We start from the raw sequence: 15,449 nt of genomic DNA, 5'->3' as shown, positions 1-15,449 counted from the left end.
TGCGAACCTCGGGTCTTCGCAATCAACGAACGAGACGAGGTGGACATGGATCGACAGCAGATGGAACGGTGCCTGGAGCAAGTGGCGGCGTATCGTGCCTCTGGCCAGAAGGCGCAGGTATGGGCCGAGGCCAACGGGGTGCCAGCGGGAACGCTGCAAAGCTGGTGCGCACATGCGCGGCGCTGGCAGGCGCGGCTCGACGGCGTCAGCCCTGAGCCCTCGCCAGCCGCCAGGCCGAGCGGCTTCGTGGCCGCCCGCGTGGCGCCTGGTGCCGCATCGACATCGGTGCGCGTCGAATTGAACGTGGGAGGCACCCGGCTCGATCTGCATTGGCCGCTGGCGCACACGCGTGAACTCGCTTCGCTGCTGCGGGAGTTCGGCCGATGATTCGCATCGACGTCATCTGGCTGGCGCTTGGCGCGGCCGACCTGCGCGGGGGCATCGACACGCTGTTGGCCCAAGTGGTGCGCGGCTTCGCGCTGGGCGCGCAAGCCCACCACGCCTACGTGTTTGCCAACCGCCGCGCCGACCGGCTCAAGGTGCTGGTCTACGACGGCGCGGGCATGTGGCTGTGCACCCGGCGGCTGCAAGCGGGCAGCTTCGCCTGGCCGCGCCAGGACACGGGGTCACTTCAACTCACGCGCGAGCAGTTCGACTGGCTCGTCGCGGGCCTGCCGTGGCAGCGCCTGGGCAGCGCGCAGCCGCAGTCGATCACGGTGGTCTGAATGCGCTCGATTCGAGGTCGGGATTTGCGCGTTTGTCTATTGGAGAAAGTCATGCCTCGCGCGCACGCGCGCGCGAGGCATGATGGCGGCCATGCTCGAAGGCCCGGACACCCACACGATCGATGCGCCGGGCGCACTGGATTCGATGCAGGAGCTGCGCGATGTGATCGGGCGCATGCAAGGCGAGCTGAAGTTCAAGCAAACCAGGATCGAGGCGCTGAACTTCGAGATCGCGCGGCTGAAGCGCTGGCGCTTCGGCTCCTCCAGCGAGAGCCTGGAGACGAGCACGCAGGCGGTGCTGTTCGATCAGATCCTGGCCGACACGGCGCTGGAAGACCGCGCCGCCCAGCAAGACCAGAAGCCACCGGTAGCGCCACCCCGGGCCAAAGGCCAGGCGGTGCGCCAGGCGCTGCCGGCGAGCCTGCCGCGCATCGATCACCATCACGAGATCGAGCAGACCCACTGCGAGTGCGGCCAGCCCTTCAAGCGCATCGGCCAAGAAGTCAGCGAGCAGCTCGATTGCGTGCCGGCCCAATTCTTCGTGCTGCGCCATATCCGCGGCAAGTACGCCTGCACGTGCTGCCAGACGATCCAGGCCGCGCCGATGCCCGCGCAGATCATCGACAAAGGCATCCCCGCGCCGGGCCTGCTCGCGCAGGTGGTGGTGGCCAAGCACGACGATCACTTGCCGCTGTACCGGCAGGAAGAGATCTACGCGCGCTCTGGCGTGCACATCCCGCGCTCGAGCATGGCCCAGTGGATCGGCATCTGCGGGGTGCGTCTGGCACCGCTGGCCGATGCACTGAAGGGCTTCATCCTCAGCCACGGTGTGATCCACGCCGACGAGACGCCGGTGTCGCTGCTGGCGCCGGGGCGCGGCAAGACCAAACGGGCCTACGTCTGGGTCTACCGCACGACCAACTTCGTGGCCCAGCGCGCGGTGCTGTTCGACTTCACCGCCAGCCGCGCCGGCGAACATCCGCGGCGCGTGCTGCGAGGCTTCGGCGGCACGCTGGTCAGCGACGATTACAGCGGCTATTTTGGGCTTCAGGCGCAAGGCGTCAGCGCCGCACTATGCTGGGCCCACGCGCGGCGCAAGCTGTTCGAGGCGCACGAGTTCAACGCCAGCCAGATCGCCGGCCAGGCGGTGGCGCTGATCGCAAAGCTGTACGAGGTCGAGCGCGAGGCGCGCGAACTCGAACCCCAGGCACGGTGGCTGCTGCGCCAGCAACGCTCCAGGCCCATCGTCCAGGCCCTGCACCTCTGGCTGACCGGGCAGCGCCAGAAGCTGGCCAATGCCGACGTGACGGCCAAGGCGATCGATTATTCGCTGAGCAATTGGCGCGCGCTCACGCGCTACCTGGACGACGGCGACGTCCCAATCGACAACAACGCGGCGGAGAACGCGGTGCGCCCGCTGTGCGTTGGCCGCAAGAATTGGCTTTTTGTAGGCTCGCAGCAGGCCGGCGAGCGCGCTGGCGTGGTCATGAGCCTGATCGAGTCGGCCAAACTAAACGGGCACGATCCCTGGGCCTACCTCAAGGACGTCTTCGAGCGTCTGCCCACGCTCAAGCAGCGCGACCTCGCGCAGCTGCTGCCGCACAACTGGCGGCCTGCCACCGACATCGCCGTGCCAAACGCGGCGCTCGCCGCCGCCGCGTAGAACCATCCTTCAACACGCCGTCATCGACGGCGCAAGGGTGTCGTTCGCGGAACGCTTACGGTGTGCCGGCGGCGCCGGCGCAGTTGCTGCCGGTGCGAATCGAGCCGAACCTGGCGACCGTGCCGCAGCGCGAAGGCGGCCTGATTGAAGTGCAGATCCACGGGGTCGATTTGTTTTCGTTGTCAAAAGTGACGGTAGGAGATCGAGCACTGGCGTAGGGGTGGCCTGCCAAGCCATTGATTTCATTGGGTTTCCTGTTGATTTTTTTGATCGCCGTTTGAGGGCGCAAAAGCGTGCTCGGTTTCAACCGCCGGTCCCGGTTTTCGGCGTGGTCTGTGACGGCAGGATTTCACTGGCATAACGCTCCACTGGAAAGCGGAATACGCCCCTCAAATTGATACCTTGCAGCCGCGTCGGCGCAATTTTCCCCGTGAGCTCCGCCGGGATGACCTGACGCCGGTTGGCCCAGCGGTCCAGAACGGCCTGCATCTGGGTTGTGTTCCAGGCCATGATGATGTTGGCCAACAGACTCAAGGCGTCAGCCACCGCCTGCATTTCCTCGGCCCGCTTGGCCTGAGCCGGGCTCACTCTGCCGGTATAAATCGCCCGCTTCAAGGCATTGACCGCCTCACCCCGGTTGAGTACCCGACGCAGCTCATTCCTGAAGGCGTCTTTGACAAAGTAGTCGGCCAGGAACGCAGTTCGCAGCAAGCGCCCCAACTGAACACCCGCTTCGTAGATGGGGTCTCCCCGCGCCGCCGATCCAAATCTGGCCAGCGCTGCAACTGCGCTGGCGTTGCCGCTCATCACCGAGGCTGCCAAATGGACCAAGGTGTCCCAGTGCTTCTCAATCAAAGCGGTATCGACGGTAGCCTCGCAAACTGCTGCGATCTCCGGTGGAATGATCGTGCCACGCGGCACGTACAGATGACGCTGCTTCAATTCCTTCAGTCGTGGGCATAGATCGAACCCCAGTAGCCGGGCCAACGCCATGGCAAAGTCGGTGTAGCCGTGGGTGTCCACCGCCAACTGGCTGGTCTCGATGGATTCTTGGCGCACGACACCCTCAATGGCGACCCCTGCCTGGCGCTCATTGAGCACAAAAGGCTGCGCGTAGAAGATCCCCCATCGGTCACGCACATGGGAGTAGATGCCAATCGAGGACGTGTTGCGTCTTGGATCCTGTCGGGCCTGCCACACCCGTTGGGTGGTTTCCATGCTCATCATGTCGGACGACGCCAGGTCCGTGCGACCCCATGTCGCTGCAATGGGGTGCCGTTGCATGAACTCCAGCACCGCGTGGCAGGCTTGACTCAAGCGACGCTCGTCCCCGGCCCAACGCATGGCCTGACGGATGCTGGTGGCAGACAACTGCGGAATCATACGGGCGCATTCGGCCGCCGTCAGACTGGTGCCGTGGGCCATGATGCCGGCGTAGACCATCAGCAGCTCTTCTGTCGAACGTGGCTCGCGGCCAAGCATGATCCAGCTGAAACGTACCTGAGCGTCAACGGCCAGGATCACTTCTGGGAGTTGCACCTCACCGATCCTCAGGTCAAGTTTGGCCCTCAACTTAATCACCTCTGGATCTTCATCCTCTGCCGGCAATACTGAAAGGTGGAGTTCTTCGTCCACGCGCAGCACACCGCTGCGCGCGGCGACGGCCACTGCCTCCACGCCGGCGCGTACCTTGGCCAGCAACGGCTTCAAAAGTGTGGATGCATTGGCTGGCAGTGACAGTCGGGCATAGTGCCGTTTGGCTTCTTCCTGCCAGCGCGCATCAGTGAAGAACAGGCGTGCGCGGCCACGAAAGCTCAGGCTGTGCTCAATCCACACCGAACCGTTGCGCACGGCACGTCGCAATGAAAACAGGGTGGCCACCTCCAAGGCCCGAAACGCGCGCTCCCGGTCGGCACCCGCAATCGCGCCGCTCCAGACCGAACCCAAGCGAGGGGCGCTGACATCAGCAGGTAGTTCGCGAAGTTTGCCCGCGTACAGTTTCGTCAATTGGGCCAAGGCTGTGGTCACCGGGTGCTCGCTATTGGCCTGCCAGGGCAGCTTGGTGATTTCGGCCAGCAAAGAGCGCACGGGACGTATGGCGTCAAACAAACGCTCACGCACCACCGAGGCCCGGCTGGGTGGTTTGCCTTGCTGGCTGGCACTGAGCAGGGCAACAATTCGAGCCCGCAACTCCGCGTCTTGAAGTTCACCCTGGGCGACCAAACCAGCCAGCTCTGCCAGCAATGTCTTGTACAGGTCAGCCCAATTGACCGTCTCCGTGACACCTGCTGCGACCGTGCGCCAAAGATCGGCAACGCGCCGCTGAACCATCAAGATAGCTTGGTCTGTGCTGGTAAACAGGCAGTGCCGTAAAAAGCAGCCAACCTCCACTGTGCGAGCGGGTTCTTTGATCCTGGCCCCCACCGAGGGAGGCCTTGAAGCCAGGCGGCGTGCATAGCGCCGCACAATGAGACCGGACAGGTCGTCCAGGTGTTTGTGGACATTCAGGGCGTACAGCAGTTCGATTCGCTCGAACACCTCGCCAATTTGTTTGGTTGAGTGTTTGGCGTGCCGACCACAACCAGCTCTGCTGGGTTTGCCCATCCGGGCGCAATGCGGCCATGGCATCCCGCCAGCGCACCAGTTGTTCGGGCAGCACAGATGCCGCAATCGTTTTGGCTGTTTCTTCTTCGAGTTGTCCCAGCGCCGCTGTGACCAGGACACGGATGTCACGGTCGCGCAGGATCAGGATCTTGCTTTGATACAACCAGCGCCGAGCGAATACGAGCAATTGATCCCGATCGGCGCAGCGGGCCACCTCATCGCGCAGGGTGCGTACCAGGGCGCGACGTTGGTGCTCCGTCATCCAATGAAACCCCAGGACATCACAGGCCAGTTGTTGATGGTCAAAGAGGGTTCGACCGCGAACATACAGGGCTCGCAGGGATGCCAGTTCAACAGCAGTGATGCCGATTTCGTCACCCAGATGGCGCCACAGGGTTGTCGGAACGATGCGCACCGAATTCAGCAGGCGCCCGCTCAAGCGCAAGAAACCTATGTGCAGTGCCAGACCCAGCTTGTGGGCGTTGCTTCGGCGGGCGTTGATGAGCTCGCGCTCAGTACGGCTGTACGTGAAAAACGACTGAAGCTCGAAGGTGCTGATTTCCCTTGGCAGCTCTCGCAGGCCAAGGTAGGTTGTGTGCCAGCTTTGCATCTTGTGTCTCCGGTGATTGGGGCAGACACAATACGCCTGAAAAAGTGAACAGGAAAACCAATGAAATCAAGGGCTTATCAGACCACCCCTACGCCAGTGCTCGATCTCCTACCGTCACTTTTGACAACGAAAACAAATCGACCCCCTTGCGCGGCGCCTGTGTCGGCCATGTCCAGATGCTGCATCAACTCGTCGTCGATGGAGCTGGCAACACGAGCGGCTTGCAGCGGCGTGAGCTTGGGCGCGACGGCCTGCACATAGGCCTGGCCGTGAGCAGCCCAGACGAGGCCGGCGCTGGCATAGACGACGCCGCTGGAGCGCGCGCCAACGAAGCCCTTCTGATGGTGGTCGAAGCGACCGTTCACCGGGTCCCAGATTCCGCCGACGTCGACCGCAAACTGCGCGCGCCGAATGAATTCAGGGTTGCGGGTGCGAACGAGGGTGGCCGCAGGGAAGAGCTTGGCCAGCACAGCGCAGGCTGCCACGTCGTCGGCGTGGAAAGAACCCGAATGGGTCGCGATAACAGGGTTTTGTTTCTTCATGGGGTTCCTGGATGTTGTTGGTCCTGCTTCGTGTAGCTCGCCGCCTTCATACCAGGCGGGCATCTGTTCAGAAAACCAGTTCTCCCGTGCCTGCAGGCCGAGTCCTCGGAAAGAGCTTGCCGTGGCGGAAATGCGCCTATTTCTGTCGGAGATTTTCCTTGCTATCCCTGACCCCCGCGCCTTTAGAGAGGCACGGAGCCTGGCGGGCTTCCCTATACCCAGAAGGTCATCTACCAAGGAACTCTATGCCCAAGAAACTCACCCCTGAAGAAATCGAACTCCGACGGAAGGAGGCGGCCCAGGCCCGAGAGCTCCTGATGCTCGAGCGGTGGGAGAACAAGCGCCAAGAGGCGGAGGCGCTCATCCCTGGAACGTCCGCCTAGCACTCACCCCGCGCCATCTATGGCTGCTGCTGGGTGTTACCGAGACTGACGAAAGCGAATACCTGGTCCGCAAGCGCGGCAGGTCATGCGAGACCAAGTGGTTTGACCGCATCGCGCCTCGCGCGCGGCCGACCGCCTACGGCCTCAGCAAAGGTGTCAGCGGTTTTACCAACCGCATCGGCGCCGACCTCAACGACCTACTGCATCTGTCGCGCAACGGCTACGTGTACTCCACGACCCGAGGCCTTGCGGTGGTCGAGTACTTCCGTTCCCTCTATCCCGAGCTACGCCTGAAAAATGGCGCCAAGTTCAACTGCCACCAGCCCTTAGAGGTCGCGGGCTTCATGACCGTGCCGAACCTGAGCTGGCGCGGATGGAAAGATTGATTTTCGAGAGCCCGCTGCATCACGCTGCGGGCTTTTTCCACGCCCGGCACGCAACCAAGCTTCCTGCCGACAGCTACCATCCTCGCCATCGAAACAGGAGACCAGATGCCAACGACCAAGAAGAATTCCACGACTCTAGTCACTGAAGTCTCTGTGGACCCCGCGGCCGGACCGCCGAAGGTCGAGGTCCCAGCGACCCATCTGGAGAAATGGCAAGCCGCCGCAGCATCCGCGGCCAAGACGGGTCGGATGGCCAACACCCTGGCCAAGGCGCTGGCACAGCGAAGCTCGAAGCGATGGAAGTTTGTCGACTTTCTCGGGCCAGCGGGCCGGGAGTCCGCAGGCATTGTGGACATCGTTGCCATCCGCAAGAGCGGTGGAAAGCCGAACCATCCGGCTCACCCGCAGCTGAAGTCGCTGGACCTGTTCGACATCACGCTCATCCAGGTCAAGGGCGGCTCGGCGCCGAAGCCAACCGAGGAGGACATTGACCGGTTGAAGGCGGTGAAGGACGTCTACCGCGCGAAGGCCATCGTCCTGTTCCAGTGGCGCAAGGGGGTGGCAAGCGGTTTCTACCTCCTCGACGAGGTGACCCACGCCTGGGTCCAAACGCCGTCGAAGGCGCTCTTTGGCTCGTAAGGGTCGCCACCCCGGCACGAAGAAAAGCCGCCCCGATGTACGAGGCGGCTGAATTGGAACGAAACGCGCTAAAACAGCGCCTTGAACGACTGCCACTTGATGGTGGCTTGGCACCAGGTATAGGAGCTGCCGTTGGCGCGGCAGTTCTTAAACCCGTTCTCGGTGTACGCATCGCCCAGGTACCAGAGGCCCCCGACGAGGGCCATAACGACGAGGGCCACCAAAGGGCGGCCAGCTGCACCAGGTCCAGGAGTTTTCGGGACATGCTCCACAACCAACGCACTTGAGTGCAATCATTCGTCCGTCTTTCGTGGTCATCACGCCCCGCCCTCCTCCGCGGGCGCCGCCGGCAGGAACTTCATCACCGCGGCACGGTTTCTCAGCACGATTTGCTGCACATGCGGCTCTGAGGCATCCACCTCCAGCAGCCCGAGTCGCTTGAGTGAATAGAAGAGAAGTGCCTGGCGACATTCCAGAACGACCTCTCCGTCGACCATCCCGTAGTCGAGCTCGATGACCTTGCGATGGGCCTTCGAGAGACGTGAGTTCGGCGCCAGCACCAGGCTGACCTGACGGTGCCAAGCCTCGTCGTCTGCGCCGTCGGTGCCGGCGTCCTCGAGTACCTCCACGCCGAGCATCCGCGCCATCACGAAATCACGAAAGTCGCCGCGTGTGTGGCAGAACGCACGGACGTGCCACCGGTAGCCGTCGAAGGCGACCGCATGCGGAGAGATGATTCGCGCTTTGGGTTCGGCCGAGGACATCGATTGGTAGGTCACGCGCAAGCAGACACGCTGCCGTATCGCGGTCAGCACGGCCACGACGGTGTTCGCCTCCAGCTTTCTCGTGGGCGCGGCAACGGCGGCCGTCGGCGGCGTCCAGCCCAGGAAGCTCTGCTCTGCAGGCAGCACCCCGATTTCGCGCGCGAGGAGCTCGTTCAGGTATCGCGAGGGTTCGTTCGAGGGGTAGAGCGGCTCGAACCCGTCGGTGGCCAGGTAGACCTTCGAGCTCCGGTCGTAGACCGCGTTGTTGGGAGCGAGCTCCAGGTACTTGGAGATGTCGAGCGATGCCTGCGGCACCGAGATGCCAAAGAAATTCGTCAGGTCGCTGCGGTTGAGCCGCCCCTCCCAGCGAAGGCGGAAATCCAAGAACTCGAGGCGACGGCCCTGGCTCCAGCGGGCGGGCGCCTTTTCCCCCGCCTCGTCGGAGTCCGGGGGCAATGACGGCTGCTGCGGCATGTCTGGATGATACGAAAAATCAGTTCTTTAGTCTTCTTTTTATACGTATAATTTTTGTACGCGATTCGCGGTGCTGTGAGGAATCCGGATGCAGGTCACCTTTGGATTGAGACTTGACGAGCGCCAGGGCCCCTCGGACAGGGGGTACTTCAGGGAGCCGGTCGTCGGGCGCATGGGACTTCTTGGCCTGTTGGAGACCTACCTGGGTCTGGCTCGGCCGGAGGTGCCGCAGGCGCAGCGCGTGGCGGCGTACCTCGGTCACCTGCGCAAGTTCGACGACGGCAGCCGCTTCTACAGCCGGTCGCTCCAGGTAGACGACGTCGGCACCGCAGCACTTCTTCTCTCATGGCGCGACGAGTGGCGCCTGGGCGGCTGGGATGGAAAGGCATCGCCCTCCTCTCCGCTGCGCATCCAGGAACTGGCGAGCGTCGAGGAGGCTGCTTTCGGCCACGTCGCACCTGGCGAGGGTGAGCGCCTGGTGGAAGTGGCCTCTGCGCTCGCTGCAGGCAACACGGTGCCCATTTCGCAGGTCAGGCTCGCCGACCCCTCTGCGAGCTTTCCGGCCATGTGGCGCGCTGTTCTCAATCACCTGAAGGGCGTGCACGAGCCCCAAGCCGCCGAACCTGGCGGCAAAGGGCAGCTTCGTGAGCTGCAGCGCCTCGCCGCAGAATCTGTGGCCAATGGCCAGCTGAAAGCCCCCGAGGCCTTTGCTCTCAACGATGGAACCGTCCAGGTCCTGCAAGCACAGTCGCGCGAGACCGCCGAGCACTGGCTGAGCGCTTGGTGCCGTGCCAACCCGGCGAATCGCCTGGTGCTTTGCGAGCAAGGGGGCGACTCCCTGGACGCCACCTTGATGGCAACGGGCGCCGCCGCCTGTGGCTTCGACAGCCCGAGCAGCCTGCGACCCGCGCTGCAGACGCTGGGGCTGGCGCTCGAGATGCTGTGGGCGCCGCTCCATATCGGACGCCTCGTCGAGTTCCTCGTGCATCCCTACGGGCCGTTCAGCCGAGCTGCGAGAGGCAAGCTCGCGCGTGCGATTGCCGAGCAGCCGGGTCTCGGCGGAGAGGCCTGGATTGCTGCCAAGGCGAGCATCGGCGAGAAGGAAAACGCGCAGACACTTCTGGAGGAGGTCGCCTTCTGGCTCGAGGGGGAGCGCTGGTCCCGCGCAGACGGCGCCCCCATCACCGAGGTCGCTGTCCGCGTCGAGAAGGTGCGCACGGCGTTGCAACGACGCGCCGTCCACCAAGCTGGTGAAGCTGCGACCATCGCGCCGGCACTTCGCCAGTGCGACGCCGTGCTCGTGGGCCTGGCCGAGCTGCGCCAGCAGGGCCTGGAGCACCTGGTACCGCGGCAAATCGAACAGCTGCTGGCGCAGTCCACGCCCGCCGGCGCGACCAACCCCGCTGCCGTCTCCCAGGTCGGCTGCCTGAAATCCGCGACCACCGCGGCCGCATGCCTCGAGCCTGCAGGTGAAGTCGTCTGGTGGATGCCTTCGACGCCGGCCCTTCCCCGGCCGCTTCCTTGGTCGCAAAGCGAGGTCGATGCACTCAGGAGCCTGGGGGTCGAGCTTCGTGACCCCAAGCGTGAGCTGGAGCTGCTCGCAACGCAGTGGCTGCGCCCACTTTTTGCTGCCAAGGAACGCTTCGTCCTGGTGCTGCCGCCGCCGGGTGCGGAAGAACACCCCATCTGGCAACTTATCCGGCAGTTGGCGCCGAAAGTGAAGGTGCACCGCATCGATGACGACCTGTACGGCACGCACCTGGGCTCGATTGCCCGTCGCGTCACCGATGCTCCCCTGCAGCGCGCGGGGCGCTACCTCGAGCTCGAGCGTCCCCTCGCCTCTCGCAAGAAGCACCAGTCGTACACGGCACTCAACGAGCTCTTCAACAACCCCGCCCTCGCCGTCCTGAAGGACGTGGCCCACCTGCGACCGGGGAGTGGCCTCGACGATGAGCACGAGAACAAGCTACTTGGCAACCTTGCGCATCGGGTGGTCGAGCGATTCTTCCAACAAGAACATGTTCTGCGCTGGACCAGCGCGCAGGCCGGCGCCTGGTTCGACGCCATGGTCGACGAGCTCCTGCTCGCAGAAGGCGCACCGCTCCTGATGCAGGGCGCCGGCGTAAGCATGAGCCGGTTCAAGCGAATCTGCCGCACGGCGCTCCTCACCTTGCTCACACACCTGCAAAGCGCCGGCGCTGTTCGAGTCCAGGTGGAGGTTCCTGTCCAGGGATTGCTGGGCGACGTGGAGGTCATCGGCAAGATTGACCTGCTGGTCGACCTGCCGCAGGAGCGCAGTGTCACCCTTGACCTCAAGTGGTCCGGCACCAAGCGGCATGGAGAGGCGCTTGTGGAAGGCCGCCACCTGCAGCTCGCGCTGTATGCAAGTCTGACGCACCAGGTTTACGGGCAGCTGCCCGTGGCCTTGGGTTACTTTGTCTTCGACTCGGCAACGCTGCTCATCTCCACGCCTGGCATCTTCCCGGATGCCCAACTGCGCAAGCCCGCGGGCGGCGTCACGGTCGACCCGATGCTGGCTCAGGCAAGGGAAAGCTGGAAGTGGCGCATGTCCCAGTGGGCGGAGGGCACCGTCGAACTGGTCGACGCCCAGGCGGACATTGCCGAATTCCAAGGGCCGGAAGGCACCTTGCCGGTCACCACGCTCGGTCCCTTCCATCGTGAACACCTCACCCTGCTCGGAGGCTGGGAACAATGAATCCAGTTGAGTTCATCAGTGCCGGCGCAGGAAGCGGCAAGACCTACCGCCTGACGAGCATCCTGTCGGAGGCACTCCTTGGCGGCAACGAACCGGTGCGCCCCCACGCGGTGCTCGCCACGACCTTCACGGTGAAGGCAGCCACGGAGCTGCGCGAACGCGTGCGCACCAGACTGCTCGAGCATGGCCGCATGGACCTGGTCACAGCCATCGGCCAGGCGCGCATCGGGACCGTCAACAGTGTCTGTGGCCAGCTGCTCGAGCGGTTTTGCTTCGAGATGGGTCTCTCCCCCGACCAGACGGTGCTGAGCGAGGCCCAGACCAAGAAACTTCTTGCCCGTGCGCTCGACGACACCTTCGACGCCGAGCGTCGCACGGAACTGCTGACGCTCATGCGCCGGCTGGGGATGGAGGACGCCATGTGGTCCGACACCATCGGCAAGGTGGTCAAGGCCGCTCGCGAAAACGACATTTCCAGAGAGGCGCTTCGCGCAATGGGCGCGACGAACGCAGACCGGATGCTCGAGAACTGGCCGGCGCCCGAGGGTGGCGTCGACCATGCCGCCAGGCTGCTGGAGGAACTCGCGACGGCCAAGACGGCGGTCGCCAAGGACATCGAGTCCCGGGACGCCGCCGGTGGCAGGGTCGACAAGGTCATGCGGGACGGCATCGAGGAGCTCGAGCGCTTGCATCGCCTCTTCAAGTCGGGCAACTGGACCTGGCCTGACTGGCTCGCCGCATGCAACGTCAAGATTGGCGCCAAGCTCGTGGGTCTCGTGCAGCCGGTCGTCGACGCGGCGCAGGCGCACGAGCGTCACCCGCAGTTTCACGAGGAGGTGCGGCGCTACCTCGACCTTGTGTTCAGCCTGGCCACTGACACCCTGGACACCTTCAGACGTGCCAAGGAAGAACTCGGTGCGGTTGACTTCATTGACCAGGAGGTCGAACTGCTGCGGGCCTTGCGCGAGAGCGAAGCCGTGCGAGAGGCCTTGTCGAGCGAGCTCGACCTCGTTCTCGTCGACGAGTTCCAGGACACGAGCCCGCTGCAGCTCGCGCTCTTTGTCGAAATCGCCAAGCTCGCCAGGCGCTCGGTCTGGGTCGGCGACCCCAAGCAGGCCATTTACGGATTCCGCGGCACTGACGCCTCGCTCATCGCGGGGGTCATCGGCGCCGTCCAGGGCTGGGGTGGAATCATCGGCGACCCGCTCACCGACTCCAGGCGCTCGACCCCCGCGCTGGTGTCGCTCGCGAACGCCGTGTTCGTGCCTGCGTTTGCGCCGGACCTCGAAGCCGACGCCGTGAAGCTCGCGCCGACGCGAGGCGACATCCCCGGCCAGCCAGCGCTCTACGACTGGACCTTCGAGAGCAGGAAAGGCGAGCTCGACTATCTCGGGCTCGGCCCTGCCATCACGGAGCTCCTTGCTTCCGGAGCGAAGGTCTACGACAAGGGCACGAAGGAGCTGCGCGCCATCAGGGCGGGCGACATTGCTGTGCTGTGCCGCACGAACGACCAGATTGATTACGCCGCGGCAGCTCTCGCGCGCTGGAGCATCCCGTCGGCGAGTGGCCGCCCGGGCCTCCTGTCAACGCCCGAGGCCTTGCTGGTCACAGCGTGCCTTCGTCGCCTGCAGGACCCGACGGACACCGTGGCGACGGCGCTCATCCTCACGCTCGCGGCCGGCATGCCCGCCAAGGAGTGGCTTGGCGACCGCCTGGACCATCTTGCCGCGGAGAAGCCGTCCCATGAGTGGAGGGCCACGGGCAACAATGCGCATCCCTTGCTTGCGCGGCTGGAGACGCTTCGCCCGTCCCTGCTCTCGCTGACGCCTGCGGAAGCCCTCCGGCTGGCCAAGGCGGAGTCCCACGTGGCCATGCTGGCCAGCGCCTGGTCGCGCACACCGCAGGAAGCGCGCGTTCGTGTCGACAACGTGGAAGCGCTGCTCGCGATGGCCACGACCTACGAGAGCGAGTGCGTCTCTTCCAAGCAGCCTGCGTCGGTGGGCGGCCTCCTGCGGTGGCTGTCAACTCAAGCGGCTGGCGGCGAGGACGCCCGGGCCGCTGCCGCCGATGACGCGGTTGCCGTGCTCACGCACCACGGTGCAAAAGGCCTCGAGTGGCCGGTTGCCATCCTGACGGGCCTGGGCGCCGGCGCGCGCACCGCGGTCTGGGATGTCCGTGCGCGCACCAATGCCGAGAAGCTCGACCCGCAGGAGCCCTTGCGCGACCGCTTCATCCACTGCTGGCCGAGAACTTTCGGCAAACGCAAGGCTCCGCAAGCGGCGCTCAACGCCGAGAACTCCCAAATCGGCCAGGCGATGGCCAAAGCCGGCCTGGAGGAAAACAAGCGCCTCCTCTATGTGAGCATGACACGCGCTCGAGACGCGCTCGTCCTGGTTTCAGCCATGAAGACCAGGCCCGACCGCTCCTGGGTCGACGAGGTCGGCGCCTCAGAACTACTTTTTGGTGAAAGCGGCGTGATGGTGCTGCCCGACGGTCGTCATGTGCAGCGCGAGACCAAGCTTTGGTCCGCCGCCGACTGCGCCGCGGAGCCACCGGCGGCCACTGCCGCTGACCGCAGTTGGTTCAGCCCTGCCGCGCCGCTTGCCAGCCGTCCGCTGTGGCACCGGCCCAGCACCGGCGAAGGCGCCGAGGCGAGCGTCTTCGCCGTCGGTGAGGTCGAGGCTGTCGGCACCCGCATTGCCATCTCGAAGAGCGTCGACATGGTTCTCCTTGGAACGGCCTTGCACCATTGTATCGCCCGCTCTGGCGTGGCCGGAAGCATCTCGGGCGAGGACGTCGAGCGGCTCTTGACGCGCTGGGATGTTGCGCACGCTGTCGACACGGGCGCCGTGGTCGGCCAGGTCGACTCCTTCCTCGCCTGGATTGCCAAGCGCTGGCCCGGTTGCCCGGTTCACGTGGAGGTGCCCATCGAGGTCGACCGTGAGGACGGCACGCGGCTGCGCGGGCGCATCGACTTCCTCGTTGACACACCAGCCGGATGGGTCCTCATCGACCACAAGTCCAACCCGCGCGGTGCGACTCACGATGAGGAGCTCGTGCGCGAGCACGGGCCTCAGCTCGCCTCGTACGCGGATGCGCTGGTCCGCGCGACTGGACGGCCGGTTACCGAACAGTGGCTCTTCTTGCCGGTAGCCGCTCGGGCGCTGCGCGTTCGAGCTCTCCCTAGCCTTGAGGTTGCTTGACCTTCGCAAGCACGAAGCCAACAAGAAAAGGTATGCCGCATGTCCTTTGATGAATCTGACCGCGCAGAGAATGCGGCCGCGTCCACATTGTTCTTTGCTGAAGCCGACGAGCATGAAGGCTTGGAGCTGAAGGTCGGGTATTTGGAGTTCCTATGGATGCAGCCAGGAGCCGCCGCCGAGGCAGACAAGCTCCGAACCCTGATGAGCGACTATCCCCGTGAGGAAGTTGAACGAGCCATCTGCCTGGTACTCGACGCGGGTGGGTGGAGGCCTCACTTGGTGGCATGTGTGGCGCTCCTGTGCGGGCACACGACGCCCAAGACGCTCTGGTACTTGTGGCGGGCAATTCAAGCTGACAGTTGGGTTGCTCCGCAGCTTGTCGCGACTGCATCGTTGGTGGACCCTGAGTTTGCGAACAAGGCCGAATGGGCTCTGCTTTCAACACGCCTGCAGCCCAAGGCCGCAGGAGCCCTCGGCGCCATGCTGGCTGAGCGACTGGGCCCGGAAGATGAACTGCCGGAGGACCTCGAGCAGGCCGTTCAGCGAGGCAGTGCTCATCCTGACGACGCCGCCGGAATCGCACAGACTTGGAAGCAGTCTGTACTGCGGGCCTTCAACGGAGCGGATGGACCTGCACAAGTGAGCGGCCTGGACTGTGCTCGCCGCCTCCCGGCCTCGCATTGAAGACCGTCCGCCACGCAGGCGCTTATCGAGGCGACAGCGGCTGTTCGCCCTCGCCG

General features: G+C 64.5%; 12 protein-coding genes and 1 pseudogene. 9 read left to right on the top strand and 4 right to left on the bottom strand.

Annotation, left to right across the window (positions count from 1 at the left end; all coding sequences use genetic code 11):
- Positions 1–45: 45 nt before the first annotated feature.
- From tnpA to WDLP6_RS29150, 4 genes are all read left to right on the top strand, one after another.
- Positions 46–387: an IS66 family insertion sequence element accessory protein TnpA gene (gene tnpA, locus WDLP6_RS29165; RefSeq protein ID WP_014386446.1), complete on the top strand. Its 342-nt coding sequence runs from the start codon at positions 46–48 to the stop codon at positions 385–387.
- Positions 384–725 (top strand): IS66 family insertion sequence element accessory protein TnpB, encoded by a 342-nt coding sequence (gene tnpB, locus WDLP6_RS29160; RefSeq protein ID WP_014386445.1) that lies wholly within the window; start codon positions 384–386, stop codon positions 723–725. The genes tnpA and tnpB overlap by 4 nt, the downstream gene beginning before the upstream one ends.
- Positions 726–870: 145 nt before the next feature.
- Positions 871–2,388: an IS66 family transposase gene (tnpC, locus tag WDLP6_RS29155; protein WP_059153614.1), complete on the top strand. Its 1,518-nt coding sequence runs from the start codon at positions 871–873 to the stop codon at positions 2,386–2,388.
- A gap of 62 nt (positions 2,389–2,450) precedes the next feature.
- On the top strand, positions 2,451–2,606 hold the full coding sequence (locus WDLP6_RS29150) for a hypothetical protein (RefSeq protein ID WP_014386443.1): 156 nt from the start codon (positions 2,451–2,453) through the stop codon (positions 2,604–2,606).
- An 85-nt stretch (positions 2,607–2,691) separates the two neighbouring features.
- Here the strand turns inward: WDLP6_RS29150 and WDLP6_RS29145 are convergent.
- Both WDLP6_RS29145 and WDLP6_RS29140 read right to left on the bottom strand, forming a co-directional pair.
- Positions 2,692–5,602 (bottom strand): annotated as a pseudogene (locus WDLP6_RS29145) (Tn3 family transposase).
- A gap of 77 nt (positions 5,603–5,679) precedes the next feature.
- Positions 5,680–6,144 carry an MYG1 family protein gene (locus WDLP6_RS29140; protein WP_162570824.1) on the bottom strand — a complete coding sequence of 155 codons (465 nt, stop codon included), beginning with the start codon at positions 6,142–6,144 and terminating at the stop codon, positions 5,680–5,682.
- A 328-nt stretch (positions 6,145–6,472) separates the two neighbouring features.
- Between WDLP6_RS29140 and WDLP6_RS29135 the strand changes: the two genes are divergently transcribed.
- Both WDLP6_RS29135 and WDLP6_RS29130 read left to right on the top strand, forming a co-directional pair.
- The gene (locus WDLP6_RS29135; protein WP_162570823.1) at positions 6,473–6,913 is read left to right on the top strand and encodes a hypothetical protein; all 441 of its coding nucleotides are present in this window, start codon (positions 6,473–6,475) and stop codon (positions 6,911–6,913) included.
- Between the two features lie 105 nt (positions 6,914–7,018).
- Entirely contained in the window at positions 7,019–7,552 is a 534-nt protein-coding gene (locus tag WDLP6_RS29130; protein ID WP_162570822.1) for a hypothetical protein, read from the top strand.
- A gap of 68 nt (positions 7,553–7,620) precedes the next feature.
- On the opposite strand, the gene WDLP6_RS29125 is transcribed toward WDLP6_RS29130, so the two are convergent.
- Positions 7,621–7,773, bottom strand: a complete 153-nt coding sequence (locus tag WDLP6_RS29125; protein ID WP_157103372.1) for a hypothetical protein — start codon at positions 7,771–7,773, stop codon at positions 7,621–7,623.
- 96 nt (positions 7,774–7,869) lie between these two features.
- Positions 7,870–8,790, bottom strand: coding sequence for a helix-turn-helix transcriptional regulator (locus tag WDLP6_RS29120; protein ID WP_068674386.1), 921 nt, complete (start codon positions 8,788–8,790; stop codon positions 7,870–7,872).
- An 88-nt stretch (positions 8,791–8,878) separates the two neighbouring features.
- Here WDLP6_RS29120 and WDLP6_RS29115 point away from each other — a divergent pair, with 88 nt between their 5' ends.
- From WDLP6_RS29115 to WDLP6_RS29105, 3 genes are read left to right on the top strand one after another with little or no spacing between them, the layout of a single operon-like run.
- Positions 8,879–11,506, top strand: a complete 2,628-nt coding sequence (locus WDLP6_RS29115; protein ID WP_162570821.1) for a PD-(D/E)XK nuclease family protein — start codon at positions 8,879–8,881, stop codon at positions 11,504–11,506.
- The gene (locus WDLP6_RS29110) at positions 11,503–14,709 is read left to right on the top strand and encodes a UvrD-helicase domain-containing protein (RefSeq protein WP_162570820.1); all 3,207 of its coding nucleotides are present in this window, start codon (positions 11,503–11,505) and stop codon (positions 14,707–14,709) included. The genes WDLP6_RS29115 and WDLP6_RS29110 overlap by 4 nt, the downstream gene beginning before the upstream one ends.
- A 39-nt stretch (positions 14,710–14,748) precedes the next feature.
- Positions 14,749–15,393 carry a hypothetical protein gene (locus tag WDLP6_RS29105; protein WP_068674392.1) on the top strand — a complete coding sequence of 215 codons (645 nt, stop codon included), beginning with the start codon at positions 14,749–14,751 and terminating at the stop codon, positions 15,391–15,393.
- Positions 15,394–15,449 lie beyond the last annotated feature (56 nt).

It is taken from the genome of Variovorax sp. PBL-E5 (assembly GCF_901827185.1).
Lineage (GTDB): Bacteria > Pseudomonadota > Gammaproteobacteria > Burkholderiales > Burkholderiaceae_C > Variovorax.
This window is presented reverse-complemented; position numbering and strand designations above follow the sequence as displayed.